Origin of the sequence: Methanobrevibacter sp. (assembly GCF_015062985.1) — an archaeon.
Lineage (GTDB): Archaea > Methanobacteriota > Methanobacteria > Methanobacteriales > Methanobacteriaceae > Methanocatella.
This window is the reverse complement of sequence record NZ_SUTI01000004.1, coordinates 89,030-107,318: the sequence shown is the minus strand read 5'-3', so window position 1 is coordinate 107,318 and position 18,289 is coordinate 89,030. Positions and strand designations below refer to the sequence as shown.

General features: G+C 35.9%; 5 protein-coding genes. All 5 read left to right on the top strand.

Annotated features, from left to right (window positions below; translation table 11 throughout):
• Nucleotides 1-23 precede the first annotated feature (23 nt).
• The 5 genes from E7Z77_RS03080 to E7Z77_RS03060 all read left to right on the top strand — a co-directional run bounded on the left by E7Z77_RS03080 (nt 24) and on the right by E7Z77_RS03060 (nt 18,186).
• A complete protein-coding gene (locus E7Z77_RS03080) occupies nt 24-2,615 on the top strand; it encodes a DEAD/DEAH box helicase (RefSeq protein WP_292750088.1) in 2,592 nt (863 codons plus the stop codon).
• A gap of 5 nt (nt 2,616-2,620) precedes the next feature.
• Nucleotides 2,621-4,210 carry a helicase HerA-like domain-containing protein gene (locus E7Z77_RS03075; RefSeq protein ID WP_292750086.1) on the top strand — a complete coding sequence of 530 codons (1,590 nt, stop codon included), beginning with the start codon at nt 2,621-2,623 and terminating at the stop codon, nt 4,208-4,210.
• Nucleotides 4,211-4,219: 9 nt separating this feature from the next.
• Nucleotides 4,220-4,711: a hypothetical protein gene (locus tag E7Z77_RS03070; RefSeq protein WP_292750083.1), complete on the top strand. Its 492-nt coding sequence runs from the start codon at nt 4,220-4,222 to the stop codon at nt 4,709-4,711.
• A gap of 194 nt (nt 4,712-4,905) precedes the next feature.
• Nucleotides 4,906-9,891, top strand: coding sequence for an Ig-like domain repeat protein (locus E7Z77_RS03065; protein ID WP_292750080.1), 4,986 nt, complete (start codon nt 4,906-4,908; stop codon nt 9,889-9,891).
• A 126-nt stretch (nt 9,892-10,017) separates the two neighbouring features.
• Entirely contained in the window at nt 10,018-18,186 is an 8,169-nt protein-coding gene (locus E7Z77_RS03060) for an Ig-like domain repeat protein (protein WP_292750078.1), read from the top strand.
• Nucleotides 18,187-18,289: the final 103 nt, after the last annotated feature.

Below are 18,289 nucleotides of genomic sequence, written 5' to 3'. Positions count from 1 at the left end.
AATTAAAAATATATTTAAATACAATGCTAGTTTTAAAGAAAATCAAAAAACAGTGGAGATTGTATCCTATCGGTTCTCCAAAAGGAGCTTTAAACCATAAAAGGGAACCTGAATTTGTTGGAAATATTAAATTCAGTAATGACGGTGATACATTATCCATTTCCAGATTTGTTGCCGATTACAATTTCAATGACAACTCCACTCTTAATGAAAAACTAATGCCTCCTGGAGAGGTAATTAAGCTTTTGAGAAGTCAGGCGGTATTTCTTGCAACACCTGATGAAAAGGTGGAGAAATTTCTCAAATCGCTCAATATCAAAGTCAGAAGGACACAGGTTTGTGATTTCTGTGCCTATGAGGGAAACATTACAATAGTCAATTCATCATATTCATATAAACATAACAATCAGCTGATATGTAAGGATTGTGCATATGATACAATAAAACAGGAAATCAAACTTCAGGGATTTGATAAAAAGATTTTCAGGAATCTCAAATCCACATTGGAAAAAACAGGAAGTTTGAAAAAGACATTGTCTGTTTTAGACCCTCATTTTGACCCATTAAAGAACACTAAGTTAACCTTATTTGACAAGACAAAAAAATCAAAGCACATCATACCACCGGTGGATATGAAACGTCTTAAGATTCCAAAGGATTTTAAGCAGGTCCTTTTGGATTCAGGAAACACCAAGCTCCTGCCTGTGCAGTATTTGGCCATTAAGGAAGGCCTTTTAAAGGGTGAAGATCTGCTTGTGGTGAGTGCAACAGGTTCGGGTAAGACTTTAGTCGGTGAGCTTGCAGGCATTACGCAAGCCCTTAAAGGCAAGAAATTCATATTTTTAACTCCATTGGTAGCTCTGGCAAATCAGAAATACAGGGATTTTAAAAAGAAATATTCAAAACTGGGATTGAAGGTATCCATTAAAGTGGGAAGAAACCGGGTTAAGGCAAAAGGCGAGCTCAATCTTCCGGATTCAGATGTATCCAAAGCAGATATAGTAGTTGCAACATATGAAGGAATCGATTATCTGCTTAGAAACGGAAACTCATCATCCCTGTCTAATTTGGGAGTTGTATTGATTGATGAAATTCACATGATTGATGATGAGGATCGAGGAACCCGTCTGAACGGTTTGATAAAACGTTTAAAGAATTTATATCCTGAAACCCAAATCATCGGACTTTCAGCAACCGTCAAAAACCCTGAATTTTTAGCTGAAGAGTTCAACATGAAGCTTGTTCAGTACTCACAAAGGCCGGTTCCTTTAGAAAGGCACCTAGTTTATACAAGAAATGAGTCTCAAAAACGCCACCTTATGAGAAAGCTTGTACAAAAGGAGTTCAACACAAAATCCAAAAAAGGTTTTAGAGGACAGACCATCATATTTACAAATTCAAGACGCAAAACCCATCAGATTGCCAATTATCTTTCAAACAAAAGAGTCAATGCCCAGGCTTATCACGCCGGATTGTCCTATTATAAGAAGGAAAAGATTGAAAAGGACTTTGACAAGGGAAGGATATCCTGTGTTGTAACAACAGCGGCATTGGCTGCGGGAGTTGATTTTCCAGCTTCACAGGTAATATTTGACTCCCTTGTAATGGGAAATAAATGGATTAATCCCAATGAATTCGCGCAAATGCTGGGCCGTGCAGGAAGACCATCCTATCACGATAGGGGCATAGTCTATTTGCTTCCTGAAATAGGAAATGATTTTGCAGGTGAATCCGAAGAGTCAAAGGCATTGGATTTGCTTGAAAGCAATAGTGATGATGTTTATATTGAATATGATGAGGAATCAGCATATGAACAGATTCTTGCAGACATTTCATCCACATCAATCAGGTCACAAAAAGAGCTAAATGAATTCTATAGGGATATCGATGTGCCGATTTCACTTAAAATCGCAACGAATGAAATGGAAGATTTGGGAATGATTAATATTTCAGCAAACAACAAACTGGAAGTTACCAAATACGGCAGGGCAACTTCCGTGTCATTTCTATCAATTGATGAAGCTGAATTCATTAAAAACACTCTTAATGATTCTGAATATTTGAAGAGATATGTTGGCCTATCTCCGATGTATAAGAAAAAGGACAAGTATGACAAGCTGAAAGTATTGATATTGGCAATGGCGATGGATTTGGAAATGTTTGAAAATGCATATCTGTCAAGCGTTATCCATAATCAGATTTCAAATGCATTAAAGATTAAGTTTTCCACAAGGCTGTTTGCCGAATCTACTTTGGACATCATATCCAGTGGTGAAGCTATTGATAAGGTTGACAAAAAATTCCAGGATGCATTGATAGCCCTCCAAACGGATTTCATGCAATGCAGATGTCAGGACAGGCCATTTTGCAGTTGCATGCAGAGGGGAATATCTGAAGTAATCATTCATGAAAGGCTTAAGGGTAAGGATCCTCAGGACATTTCAAACAAGCTTTTTAGAAAATATCAGATTCAGGTCTATCCTGGAGACATATTCTCATGGCTGGACAATTTTGTCAAGAATCTGGATGCAATTAAAAGAATATCAAAATCATTTAATAAAAATAATATAGTTAAAAAAACTAACTATTTAATTAAGAAAATAGAAAATGGGTGAATGCAATGTATGCAGAAGATAAAATATTGATAGGTTGTAATGAAAACGAAAACGTTTTTTTATTACCGAAAATGGCTAATAGGCATGGTGTAATCGCTGGTGCAACAGGTACTGGTAAAACAGTCACTTTAAAAGTCTTGGCTGAATCTTTTTCAGATTTGGGAGTTCCAGTATTTTTAGCGGATATGAAAGGAGACATTTCAGGGCTTGTAAAGGCAGGTTCAACAAATGATTTCATCGCAAAGAATGTTGAAGCTTTTGGCCTTGAAGAGAAAGGATTCAAGTTCCATGAATATCCGGTTGAATTTTGGGATCTGTTCGGAGAAAAAGGTCTTCCGGTCAGAGTAACATTATCTGAAATGGGTCCTGTTTTACTTTCCAAAATTTTAAACTTATCTGAAGCCCAAGCCGGTGTTTTAAACATAGTATTCAGAGTTGCTGATGATGAATCCCTTTTAATAATTGATTTGAAAGATTTAAAAGCAATGATTAATCATGTCGTTGAAAATAAAGAACAATATGAAAGCCAATACGGTGCAATCGCTCCAAAGTCAGCAAGCACAATTTTGAGAAGCTTAATAGCATTTGAAGACCAGGGAGGAAATCTGTTCTTTGGAGAACCTGCTTTGGATTTAAATGATTTCATGCAGGTTGATGATAACGGAAAAGGTGTTATCAATGTTTTAGATTCACAAAAATTGTCATTGTCACCTGAAATATATTCAACATTCCTGCTTTGGATGATGTCCAGTTTATATCAGAATTTGCCTGAAGTGGGAGACATGGAAAAGCCTAAGTTCGTATTTTTCTTTGATGAAGCTCATTTGCTGTTTGATGAAATCTCACCTGAATTCGGCAAAAAAATCGAACAGATTGTAAGGCTCATAAGGTCAAAAGGTGTGGGATTATATTTCATTTCACAATCTCCTGCAGACATTCCAGATGATATTTTAGCGCAGTTGGGTAATCGTATTCAACATGCACTTCGCGCATATACTCCTAAAGACCAGAAGGCAGTAAAAGTTGCAGCTGATACTTTCAGACCAAACCCTAATTTCGACACTGCTGAAGTCATTTCCAATTTGGGAACCGGTGAAGCATTAGTTTCCACTCTTGATGAAAAAGGAGCTCCTAATGTTGTTGAACAGGTTAAAATTGTCCCTCCTCAAAGTCATATAGGAGCTATTGAAGATGACTTGCGCCAACAGATAATTGACATATCCGAGTTCAAATCAAAGTATTGGGAAGCTGTTGATGGGGAATCAGCATACGAATTGTTATTGAATAAGATTGATTCAAATCCGAATATTGAAAGTGAAGTTCCTGAAGTTGACAAGCAAATCATTGAAGAAGTCAAAACTCAAAAACAGGAAGCTCCAGAGCCAGTTGAAGAAGCTCCTGCTCAACAGCAAGGTTCTATTTTAACTGACATTTTAGGAACTGTCATTGCAGGCCAGACTCAAACCAAAGGCAAAAGAGCCAAAAAGTCTGAACCGCAAAAGATGGTTGAAAGGGCAGCTACACAGGCTGTAAATACTGCCGCCCGTGAAGTGACAAAAGGAATCATGAGAGGAATATTCGGGCAGATGAAATGAGGTGTGACAATGGCTCATCCGCACATAAAGGCTATCGAAAAAATGGGTGCATCCTCTTTCATTGGCATAATTGATGAATCCAAATTAACCTATGTTCGTGATAATCTTGATATCCATTTGCATGAAAGTCAACTGAAACTATTGAAGCAGGTTAAAAAACATCAAAAGCCTCATCACAAGAAAATCAGAATAAGACAGTATGAAAAAGCTGAAAAAACTGATTTGTTCAAATTGCATGAGGAATTGTATCTTAAAAGCTATAAGAAATTAGCTAAAAAAGGATTAATAGAAATTGATGAAGAACCTGAAAACGGCCTTCCATATGACTGTTTCTTAACTGATAAGGGAATTGAAATTTTAGAGGAAATCTCCCGTTTGGAAGGCGAATGGGAGGAAGTTGTCGGCATCAGTGATGAAGACCGGGAAGTCCTAAAGAAACTGGCGCTGAACTCTTTTGAAATTTCATATAACCATAAGAAAAAATTAGACTTTATATTTTAATGCTATTTTCAAATAGCATCTATTTTTTTTAAATTTTGCTTGATTATTTATATTATTAAATTTAAATATATTCATAATATAATAATCGGGAGGAAATTATTTTGTTGAAATTTGATAGTAAACTGTTATTACTTTCAATGTGTGTAATTTTATTGATTGCGATTCCTTCTTGTTTTGCTCATGAAAATGATACAATGTTATCTATTGATGATGAAAGTAGCAATGCTGTTGGAATATCTAATGATATAGAGACGCTCAGAGGAAGTAATGACTGTTATTTTAATGCTTCAGCTATCGATGACACCGGTAATGGTTCTATAGATAAGCCATATAAATATTTGAGGGCAAGCAGAATCACTGCCAATTCAAATATATACCTGGCAAATGGTGAATATCTCTTAGATACCTCAAAAAGCATTTCGCAGGTAAATATAATAGGTGAAAACACCAGTAGCACAATCATTAAATTTGCAGGTGTTGCTTTTACAGTTCAGAATTCATTAACACTGACTAATCTGACAATTTGTGATGCAACCATAAAGAATAACATGAATCTGAACGCCACCAATGTTATCTTTAAAAACGGTTATGGCAGAAATCCAGACAGCTATGCCAATACCTTTGGAGGATCCATAACATGTCCTACTTCAGGATATACTCCAAAAGTAAACATTAACAACTGTACTTTCATTGACAATTATGCGGTATATGGTGGTGCAATTTATATGCTAGGAGGCAGTCTTGACATCACAGACTCTCTTTTCATAAACAATTATGCTTATAATTTTGGTGGTGCAATCGCTTGTGAATATGGTACGAACATAAAGATTTCAAGATCAAAATTCCTTAATTCACGCTCCGTTGCTGATGCAGGGGGAGCGATTTATACAAGACAGGCGACCTTAAAATTGGACCATGTTGATTTTGCTGGCTCATCAGCAACATTCGGTGGTGCAGTTGCATCATTAAAAACTGATGTAAACTTGAACTATGTATCTGCTGAAAATTGTTCTGCAAGATGGGATGGCGGAGCAATCTATCATATGTATGGCAATTTTACATCCATTTATGGTAATTTTGTAAATAACTCAGCAAATAACGGTGGAGCATTATTCATTGATAATTCAACCAACTTATTCTTAAGATATAATAAGTTCATTTCCAATCAGGCTGTTTTGGCTGCTGGAGGAATATATTCCATTTGCAACAGCTTAAAAAGTGGAGCGTCTGTCAGATATATGAATACATATACAGGCAACTCTGCTGTTTTCCAAAATGAAGCTTATGAAGCATCTTCCATAAACCTGAATATTGCAAACGGAAATTATTCAATGTACCGGTACAATGAATCTGACATCGATGTATTGCCTTCATCTTATAGTTTGAGGGATTATAATCTTGTAACAATTCCAAAGGATCAGCAATCATCCGGTAACTGCTGGGCATTTGCTGCAATATCTGTATTGGAATCAGCTATCTTGAAAGCATCAGGACAATCCTTGGATCTGTCTGAAGAAAACATGAAAAATGTAATTGCAATGTACTCTGACTACGGATGGAAAATTGATACAAATGAAGGGGGATTTAACAATATGCCTTACGGATATCTTGCAAGCTGGCTGGGTCCTGTTCTTGAAAATGACGATCCGTTTGACGACAAGTCCACATTGTCCCCTATATTCGACAGTGTCATGCATGTCCAGAACATCAAATTTTTAAAACGTGACAATTACACGGATAATGATGAGATTAAAAAGGCCATATTGAAATATGGTGCTGTTGGAACATCAATGTATTATGATTCCTATTACTTCAGAGGAGAAGGATACTATTGCTGGTCTTCCACTTCTTCCAATCATGCCGTCACTATTGTCGGATGGGATGACAACTATTCAAGAAGCAACTTCTATGGACTTTCTAAAGAGTATGGAGATGGGGCTTGGCTTGTAAGGAACAGCTGGGGTCCGTATTGGAATGATCATGGATATTTCTATGTTTCCTATTATGATATGAAATTAGCACAGCCTGGTGTTGACGATATCGCCTATACAATAATTCTTAATGATACAATAAAATACGATAGGAACTACCAATATGATATTGGAGGAATGACAGATTACTACTACGCAAGTTCCCCTTCAATCTGGTATAAGAATGTATTCACTGCAGTCGATAATGAGTATATAGCAGGAATTTCAACATACTTTGAAAAGATAACTAATTGGACAGCTTCCGTTTATGTAAATGGGGTTATTCAAGCAGTTACCAGCGGCACTTCCAATCCGGGATATTATACAATTGATTTGGGTCAGCTGATACCTGTCAATTCAGGCGACAAATTTGAAGTTGAGTTTAAGGTAAGCAACGGAGGTGTCAGTTCACTTCCGATTTCTGAAAGCTATTCACTTAATAAAATGATCTATAAACCTGAAATTTCTTATTTTAGTATAGACGGAACCAACTGGCGTGATCTGTTTTATCAGGATGGAACTTTTGCAACCCATACATACTATTCACAGGTAGCATGTATCAAGGCATTCACAATTCTTAATGAAATCAACACTATAACTAATCTTAATGTCATTAGAAATGGACATGTTGCCGAGATTATGGCTACAGTCATCGACCAATACGGAAATTTGGTCAAAAATGGAAATGTCACATTCAATTTTAATGGTGAGGACTTTTCTGTCAATATAAATAATGGAATTGCCAGATTCACCAATCCTTTAATTCATGGAAATAACACCATATTCGCAACATTCAATGCAGTAGGTTATAAATCTTCTTCAAATTTAACAGTTTTCGCTTATGACGATTGTAAAACAGATGTGAATATATCAGCATCCGCCAATAACATTTATGTGGATGAGACTCCTGCTGTTAGTGTTGATTTAGATGATGATGCAACCGGAAGAGTTTCAATCATGATTGGTGAAGAGGAATATTTCGCCGATGTAGTCGAAGGAAGTGCAACAATTTACCTTCCATATTTGCCTGACGGCTCTTATGTCTTTGATGTGCTCTACAGCGGTGATGATAACTATTGGGATGCTTTGACTCAAGTTTCATTTAATGTAACCAAGTATGTGGCCAATATTTCAGCTTCCTCACGTTCCGTCAAGGTTGATGAGAATGCGGTTGTTAATGTTGTTTTGGATGGCGATGCCACAGGAAATGTTTTAATAGTGATTGAGGGGCATGAATACTATGCTGATGTTGTCGGCGGAACTGCCACAATCAATCTTCCGAGTTTACCGGCAGGTTCATATGTCTTTGATGTGATTTATGGCGGTGATGACAAATATCTAGATAATATTGCTCAGGTTTCATTTAACGTAAGCAAATACAATACCAACATTTCCGCATCTGCAGCTACAGTCAGAGTGGATAAGAATGCTAGTGTATATGTTGTATTAAATGATGATGCAACCGGAAACGTTTCCATTACAGTTAATGGAACTGAATATTATGGTATTTTGGAAAACGGTAATGCAGTAATCGAACTTCCTGTAATTTCTCAAGCAGGTTCATACACTTTTGATGTGATTTATAATGGTGATTACAAATACTTGGCCAATGTTACCCAGGTTACATTCAATGTAAACAAGTATTACATATCCATTAAGGCAACTGCACGCACTGTACATGTTGGAGACGATGTTATTGTAAACGTTGCTGTGTCCAAGGATGCGTCAGGTTTTGTTTCAATCTTTGTTGATGGTGTTGAATATTCAGGAGCTATCGATAACGGTAATGCGGTAATAATCATTCCTAATTTGCCTGCAGGAGAGTACTCCTTTGAGGTTGTCTATAGCGGTGATGAAAAATACAAACACAAATATAATGTTGTTACATTCAATGTAAACAAGTACAAATCCAACATTAAAGCGACTGCAGGTACAGTTAGGGTTAATCAGAATGCTGTTGTAAAGGTTGACTTACCTAGTGATGCAACAGGAAATGTTTTCATTGTCATTGATGGTGTCGAGTATTCAGGTGTTGTTTCAAATGGTACTGCAAGCATCACACTTCCTAATCTGCCTGCAGACAAATATACATTGGATTTAGTGTACAACGGTGATGACAAATACTTGGCCAATGTTACTCAGGTTACATTCAATGTAAACAAGTATTACATATCCATTAAAGCGACTGCATGCACTGTACACGTTGGAGATGATGTTATCGTTAACGTTGCTGTGTCCAAGGATGCGTCAGGTTTTGTTTCAATCTTTGTTGATGGTGTTGAATATTCAGGAACCATTGAAAACGGAAATGCGGTGATTGTCCTTCCGGACTTGCCTGCAGACCAATACTGCCTGGAAGTTGTTTACAGCGGTGATGAAAAATATAAAAACAAATACAATGTCGTTACATTCAATGTAAACAAGTACAAATCCACTATAAAAGCAACAGCTCGTACAGTAAGAGTGGGTGATGATGTCACTGTTAACGTAGTATTGCCTAAGGATGCTACAGGCAATGTTTCTATTATAATTGATGGTGTCACCTATTATGGTGTAGCATCCAATGGAACAGCAAGCATCATACTTCCGGATTTACCGATAAATCAATATGCGTTGGATGTATTGTACGGTGGTGATGACAAGTACAAATCTTCAACTTGTGTAGTCACATTTAATGTGAATAAGCAAAATTCAGCATTGAAGGCAAGCGCACGTACAGTTAAAGTGGGCAATGATGTCACTGTTAATGTGGAGGTATCCAAGGATGCTACAGGCAATGTTTCTATTGTTATTGATGGTGTCACTTATTACGGTGTAATTTCCAATGGTATTGCAAGCATCATAATCCCAGATTTGCCTGCAGGTCAGTATTCATTGGACGTTCAATACAGTGGAGACGCCAAATACAAGACAAAATCAACTCCTGTAACATTCAATGTTAATAAGAACAATGTCAGAATGAAGGCAACTGCACGTACAGTTAAAGTGGGTAATGACGTCACAGTCAATGTTGCCTTATCAGATGATGCAACAGGCAATGTATCCATCAATATTAATGGAACTGATTATGTCGGTGTGGTAGAAGATGGAAACGCAGTTATTGTGATTCCTAATTTGCAGGTAAATCAATATGCTTTGGATGTTACCTACAGCGGCGATGAAAAGTATAAGCCTTACACTTCAGTCGTCACATTTAATGTAAATAAATAATTAAAAGAGTATTATCCTCTTTTATTTATTCTCTTTTTTTAAATTTTTTTCAAGTTTATTTGATAACTTTATATATATTTATCAACATATATAGAAACGAATTAAAGTTTTATTAAGGTTGGTTAAATGAAATTAAATAAAATGTTTTTAATAACATTAACACTATTGATACTGTTATTTTCATTAAGTAACATTTCAGCTGCTGCTTTGGATGATTCAAATATTACTCAAGCCGCTGACAGTAATTTAATTGGAAATTTGGATAGTGTTAATTCAAATCAATATTTAGAATCAAGTGATGATTCGCCACTTAAAGACAATAATGATGAGATAATCGTTAATGATTGGAATGATTTGCAGTATTATTGTTCTTTAAGCGATGCGAATTATACTCTGAAATTGAAAGAGAATACAAATTATTATCCTGATGACATTAGTGATTCCAACTATCAGATAGTAATCAATAATAATGTAAAGATTATTGGAAATACTGGGGCTTATATAGGTGATACTTCTCCTAATGCGGGTAAAATTGCTTACACTGCTATGAAAGTAAATGACGGTTCCGGTATTGGAATAACAATGGAAAATGTAACATTCAAATGGATTGGTACCAGTTATCAACCGGATGGCGTATTTTTAGTGATGGGTGGAAACTCAACAAATTACTTTAAAAATTGTTATTTCACTAATATCAGTACCAATTTAGGTCATTCAAGTATATTACATATTAAATTAGGAAAGGCAATAGTGGAAAACTGTACTTTCATTAATTGTACAACTGATTTTGGTTGCCTAAGCGTTTATAATCCTAAAGATGATCCTACTAAAGTATGTACTTTGGCATCTATGGAAGTAAATGACTGTTACTTTGAAGGCAACTATGCAAGAACAGAACCTGGTTGTATTAATAACTGTGGTATACTAGTTGTTAATAACAGTACATTCTATAAGAATAGTGCTTTCTGGTGGGCTGGTGCAATACATACTCATGGTGGTGCTAATACTACTATATATGATTCCGACTTTATAGATAATCTTGCAGGTTGGAATGGTGGTGCATTATACACTTATAGTTATTTGCAGATTTACAATACTAGGTTTATAGGTAACAACTGTACTACTAATAATGGTGGTGGTGCTATTGGAGCCTGTAAATACCTACATGCACCATACATACATATTGAAGAATGTTTATTTGAAAACAATGAAAACCTATGTTGGGGATTAGACGAATTGTCTACCAGTGGTACAGGTCGTGGAGGAGCAATATCCCTCATGGATGAAGGTGGTCTTGAAGTATACAATTCTGTATTTATTAAGAATAGTGCTTCCATAGGTACTGCTATCTGTGCTATCAATGGTGGTCTAAGTTATGGTTCTCCAGATGTAAAAATTATTGGAAATCAATTCATCAACCATACCCGTGTTGGGGATGTTTTGGATGTTAGAGTTGCAACAGGTTCAGTTGCCGAAATTAGAGACAATTATTATTATAATAATTCATTAGTATTCCAAAAACTTAAACTCACTGCAGATGATCCTGTCAATGGAATTGTAACTTTCCATCTTGATGCCGCACTGAAAAACCCTACATCATTTGATGCTGATATTTTGGATAAATCTAACTATGATGTTTATGTAAATGGAGTGTATAATACTACTGTTTCCAGCAGGGATTTTGATTTAAATCTTGGAAAAGGCAATACTGCTAAAGTTTATGTGGTTCCATCTATATCAAACAGTAAAAGTAATGAGGTTTCTGCAGGTATTGCAAGAACATATATTTATGTTTCACAAAGTAATGGTAATGATGCAAACAATGGACTTACCAGAAGCAAATCAGTTAAGACATTAGCTAAAGCAATTGAGCTTGCAAGGTCAACTGAAAATATTGTTATCATTGATGGAACATTTGCAGAAACCGGTCTGGTTATAAACTATAATTTAACTATTGCAGCTGAAAATAATGCTGCAATAACTGTCACAGGAAATGCATTTAATATTACCAATGGGGATGTGAAATTTGTAAATGTAACTTTCAAAAATTGTAAATATGGATCAAGCTCCAAAACCCGACTGATTACTCAGACCAGTTCAGGATTCCTGATATTTGAAGGATGTGTTTTTGATGGCAACAGTTATAAAGCTCACATTGAAGCCGACGGTATATTGGAAGGTGAAAATTTAAAATTCACAAACAACAATGATGGTTCACTAATTAGAGCCGATTCTATTACCCTTAAATCTTCTACATTTACAAATAATATAGTTACTTATACACTATATAAAGCTTTATTGATGTATAAGAGTAAAACAATTAAATTGGAACTTGAAAATTTAACTTTCATTGGCAATACTCTTCATTCTGGTTGTATTGACACTAAAAAGAATAAGGCAACAATAACTGACTGTACATTTATTGATAATACAGGTACAAATAGGGCGTCTGCTATACAAATTGAAGACAGTAGCAATGCACTGGTTCAATCATGTAAATTTATCAATAATAAAGATATAGGAAAATATTCCTCAGTAATATATGTTTCATCAGGCACATTGGTACTCAGAGATTCAATTATTATTAATAATTCTTATGAAAATGACAATAATCTTCTTATTAATGGTGTGGAGTCTTCTCTTAAAAAAGTGACTGCCAGCAATAACTGGTGGGGAAATACTGTTGAAAACCTTACCAAACCGGCTTTAAAAGTATTCCCTATATCAAATGCATTACCTAATGGATGGGATCCTGTACCTTATTGGTTAGTATTGAATGTGACAGCTTTAAGCAATGAAGCTGAACTTAATCATGCAGTTCCAGTTCAATTTGCATTTACACAAATTGATAATGAAGGAAATGTAACTAATTATGATGGGGTAAACTTGCCAAGTTTCGATTTGGAATTAACTGCTATAAATGGAACTTGTTCAGATAATAGGATTACAGTTAATAATGGAATAGCTATTACCGATTATACATTAACTGATAGGGCTGGTGGTTCTCTTACTGGTTCTTTCAATGGTATCAGCACAACAATTAACTTCACATTCACTAAATCAACACCTGAAATATCTATTGATGCTCCAAGCATTACTGTCGGAAGCAATGCAAGAATTGTCGTAAACGTAAATTCAGGTGTGACTGGAAGCATTAAACTTAAAGTTGGAAATGTCACTCAAACAAAGGCAATTTCAAATTCAAAAGCCATATTTACAGTTTCAAATCTTGCAGCAGGCAATTATACTGTTGAGGCTAATTATACTGGTGATGACAATTACTTATCCACCTTAAAAACAGCCAGTTTGGTTGTAAATAAACTTAATTCAACAATTGAAATATCAACAGGTGACATTGTAGTAAATAATGATGTTGTATTTTCATTTGCAGTTCCGAATGATGCAACAGGCACTATTGATGTATATGTGAATGGGGTTAAACAAGCTACAGTTAATGTCAATGATAACTATGTAATCAGCAAAATCAAAAGAGGAGATTATGTAGTTAGGGCAGTTTACAGCGGTGATGCAAAATACTTGCCAAGTGAAGACGAATTCTCATTTGAAGTGGGTAAATTAACACCTGCATTAACTATTACAGTTGCAGACATCACTTATGGCCAAGACACAATCGTTAATGTAAGGTCAAATACTGCAACTACAGGTAATGTAACCGTAACAATTGATGGAATAACTGCTACTGGTGAGTTAAATGGCGGAAGAACAACAGTTACAATTCCAGGAGTAAGCGCAGGCAACAACAAGCTTGTGGAAGTTTACTATCCTGGAGATAATAATTATAAAAACGCTTCAGCTAATACTACATATAATGTGGCTAAAGCCCAACTTGACTTCACAATAGATGTTAATGATATTAAACTGGGTAGGGATGCTGTTGCAGAAATCAGACTCCCTGCAAGAACCGGAGGAACATTGACAATCACTGGAATCCGGTCTGAGACCAAAAATGTTCCATCTTCAGGATTGGTAACATTAACCTATTCGGATTTACCTGTTGGAACCTATACAATCAATGTAAAATACACCGGTAATAATTATGTAACAATCACAAAATCAGCTTCATTCGAGGTAACTGATTGGAATGCTCCTCAATGGGCAAATGAAGGTGGAGACTTACAGCATACCGGTAAATCAACTTATGAAACTTCAACCAACGGAAAAATTAAATGGTCTGCATCAGTCGATGAGATTAGCGGAAATATGGCAATTGACAGCGAAGGAAATATTTACATTACAACAAGCGATGGAATTTTCTCCCTTGACACTAACGGTAATTTCAGATGGAGTTACATATCAGACGATGCCGGTGCGGATTTCTCAGGAATAGCTATCAGTCGTGATGTTGTTATTTCACCAAAATCCGAAGACACTCTTTATTTCATTAACCAAACTACCGGTCAAAGATATGGTCATGCAAATCTTTATCAGGGATCCAGTTTATTTGCACCGATTGTTGATGCCAATGGAAACATATACATTGCAGGTGAGGAGCAAGGAGGATCTTACCTGGTTATTATTCCATATAACATATGGGAAAATGGTGGAAATCCAATTCTAATCCCATTAGGTTCAGCTCCATCCGCAGCACCTACAATAATCAGTGATGATTTGGTTGCAGTACCTTGTTATGATTCATTTAAGATAGTTGATATCTCATCAAGAACCGTTCAATCCTCTAAATCAGGATTCATCAATGGTGGAAATTCAATTGTAGGTAGTGGAAATGTTATTTTCACATTCTTATCAAATTCAATTGTTGCATTAAATGATGACGGTAGTCAATTATGGTCTACAAGAGTAACTGGAGGAGTTGGAAATCAATTGTTCCTTGACCCTGAAATGGGATTGTATTCTGTCAATGCAAACGGAGATTTATATGTTTATGACATAATTGATGGAACTGAATCAAAATTCACAGATTTGAAAGTCACATCCGGAATTTTAATAGGTGAAGATAATAATCTATACTTTGCGGCTGGAGAAACATTCTACGCATTTAATAGTGATGGAGATATTTTATGGAAAGCTGTAATTGGTGATGAGATTGTAGGAACCCCTATCATGGATGTAAATGGTGTGATATATGTCAATTCTGCAGATAAGGTATATGCATTAACAAGTGAGAATGTTAAAAATCCTAATTTGGCAATTTCCACTAATGACATCAATGTAGGTGAAGATGAGGTAATTACTGTTACCTTAAATGAAAATGCAACCGGTACAGTTAATATTATCGTAAACGGCCAAACTTACACTGAAACAATTAATAATAGCAATATAATTAAAATAATTCCTAATTTGCCTGCGAAAGATAGCTACACTGCAAGCGTTACTTATTCAGGAGATATGAGGTTCTCTCCATCAAGTGCGTCCAGCCAGTTCAGTGTTGATAAGATTAGTCCATACATGAATGTAACAACTAAAAACATTAAATATGGTCAGAAAGCTGTATTCAATGTAGCTGTAGTTTCAGGCGCAACAGGTACCGTTAGCGTAAGTGTAGGAACCAAAAGAGGTTCTGCAACTATCAATAATGGTAAGGCAACCATAAATATTGCAGGTTTGACCAGGGGAGACTATAGCTATAATGTGACTTATAACGGAGATTCTACATACCTTAGCGAAAGTAAAATTGGCACAATATCAGTGGATAAAAACACTACATCATTTACTGTAACTACTGCGACAAATATTAAAGTAGGTGATACTGCAGTATTCACTATTTCCGGTTTGCCTTCAGATGCTTCCGGTGTGATTACAGTCAGTGTTGATGATGGTTTGTATAGTGCCAATGTAGCCAATGGTGGGGCAACAGTTTCCGTTGCAGGCTTAACATACGGATCTAAAACTGCAATTGTCAGCTATTCCAATGACGAAAATTACATGGCGGACTCCAAAACTGTTAACTTTAATGTTAATAAAATTAATCCGTCATTTACAATTCCTCTCAGCAACATTAATGTAGGTGATGATGCCGTATTTGTCATTACCGGACCTTCTGATGCTTCCGGAAATATTACATTAGCAATTGACAACGAAACTTTCAGTGCAAATGTTGTCAATGGAAATGCTCAAATAACCGTTTCAGATTTAACTGCAGGAAGGAAAACTGCTACATTCACTTATTCAGGTGATGATAAATATCTATCCAGAGAATATAATAAGATTTTTGCTGTAAATAAGGTAAATCCTGATTTGACATTAACTTTCAATGATGATGTTCATGTTGGAGATTCTGTTGACTTTATTGTAAATTTAAACCCTGATGCAACAGGTACTGTTACCGTTACCTCTGACGGCAGAACTGGAACAGTTGACGTTGTAAACGGTAAGGCAACAGTCACTATCGCCAGTTTCAGCTATGGTGATAAAAGCGTTGAAGTCAGCTATTCAGGGGATGGAAAATATAATCCTAAAAGCACATCCAGTCAGTTTAGTGTGACTAAGGCTTCTTCAAATATTGCAGTTTCAGCAGGCAATATCAAATATGAACAAACAGCAAATATTATTGTCAATATTGCTAATGATGCATTAGGCAACGTTACCATAACTGTTGATGAAACTCCATACTCTGTTAAAATTAGTTCAGGTAGAGCCACTCTCAGTGTTCCTGGTTTAAAATCTGGTACACATACTGTAACCGCAACATATGGTGGGGATTCCAAATATCTTTCAGAATCAGTTTCCACTACATTTAAAGTCACAAAACATACTTTAAATATTCAGGCTTCCGCTAATGATATTATGTATGGTGAGGATGCTACTGTCTCTGTTAGTGTTCCTAGTGATGTTCCGGGCAATATCAAATTTGTCGTTGATGGGGAGACCTATAAATCTAAAATCACTAATGGTAACGCTATTCTTAGCATTCCTGATTTGAAATCAGGCAATTATGATGTTGCTGTAAGCTATGCGGGTAATGTCAAATATAATGCAGTTTCAACATCTGTCAGTTTCACAGTATCAAAACATGATTTGAATATGGGTATCACCGCTCCGGATATTCATTATGATGAGAATGCTACCGTTTCTGTTAGTGTTCCGGGTGATGTTCCTGGTAATATTAAGTTTGTGATTGGTGGTACTATTTATCGTGTTAAAGTTGTTTCTGGTAGTGCTGTTCTTTCTGTTCCTGATTTGAAGGAGGGTACTTATGAGGTTACTGCTAGTTACGCGGGTAATGTAAAGTATAATGCAGCATCAGTTTCCACAAACTTTAGCGTGTCCAAGTATGACCTGTATATGAATATTACTGCTCTGGATATTCATTATGATGAGAATGCTACCGTTTCTGTTAGTGTTCCGGGTGATGTTCCTGGTAATATTAAGTTTGTGATTGGTGGTACTATTTATCGTGTTAAAGTTGTTTCTGGTAGTGCTGTTCTTTCTGTTCCTGATTTGAAGGAGGGTACTTATGAGGTTACTGCTAGTTATGCGGGTAATGTCAAGTATAAAGCTGCATCAGTTTCCACAAGCTTTAGCGTGTCCAAGTATGACTTGCATATGAATATTACTGCTCCTAACGTCAACTATGGTGATAATGCCACTGTTTCTGTTAGTGTTCCGGGTGATGTTCCTGGTAATATTAAGTTTGTGATTGGAGGTTCTATTTATCGTGTTAAAGTTGTTTCTGGTAGTGCTGTTCTTTCTGTTCCTGATTTAAGTGAAGGTACTTATGAGGTTACTGCTAGTTATGCGGGTAATGTCAAGTATAAAGCTGCATCAGTTTCCACAAGCTTCACTGTAAGTAAAATCCCATTGGATTTAACTCCAATTGTTTCAGATATTTACTATGGTGAAAACGCTACAATTTCAGTAAACCTTCCAAAAGATGTTCCTGGAAATGTCAGATTCATTGTTGACGGAACAACATACAAGGTAAAAATAGTTTCAGGAAAAGCCAGCATCAGCATTCCTAATTTAAAGGCAGGCGTTCACAATGTTACTGTAACCTATGCGGGCAATATCAAATATGCTCCTTCAACAGCTACAGCAACATTCACTGTCAATAAGTATTCACCTGGCTTAACAGTTACAGCAAATAACATTAATCAAGGATCAAATGCTTTGATTTCTGTTAATATTGCCAAAGATGCTCCTGGAAATGTGAGAATTACAGTGGATGGCGTTAAATACACTGTAAAAATAGTATCTGGGAAAGCAACACTTGAAATCCCAGGTCTTGCTAAAGGAACTTATGGCGTTACCGTAACTTACGCAGGAAATGTAAAATATTCAAGTGAAACAGCTACCACTAGCTTTAAAGTAAATTAGATAGGGATTTATTTCCCTATATTTTTTTAATTTTTTTATTTATCTACTTTTTTTGAATAATTATAAATAACACTTTATATTATATATATGAATATTATTCATG

Bases quoted from the DNA above. Each gene is read 5' to 3' on its own strand.
- E7Z77_RS03070 (WP_292750083.1), top strand. From the start codon at position 4,220: ATGGCTCATCCGCACATAAAGGCTATCGAAAAAATGGGTGCATCCTCT.
- E7Z77_RS03060 (WP_292750078.1), top strand. From the start codon at position 10,018: ATGAAATTAAATAAAATGTTTTTAATAACATTAACACTATTGATACTG.
- E7Z77_RS03080 (WP_292750088.1), top strand. From the start codon at position 24: ATGCTAGTTTTAAAGAAAATCAAAAAACAGTGGAGATTGTATCCTATC.
- E7Z77_RS03065 (WP_292750080.1), top strand. From the start codon at position 4,906: ATGTTATCTATTGATGATGAAAGTAGCAATGCTGTTGGAATATCTAAT.
- E7Z77_RS03075 (WP_292750086.1), top strand. From the start codon at position 2,621: ATGTATGCAGAAGATAAAATATTGATAGGTTGTAATGAAAACGAAAAC.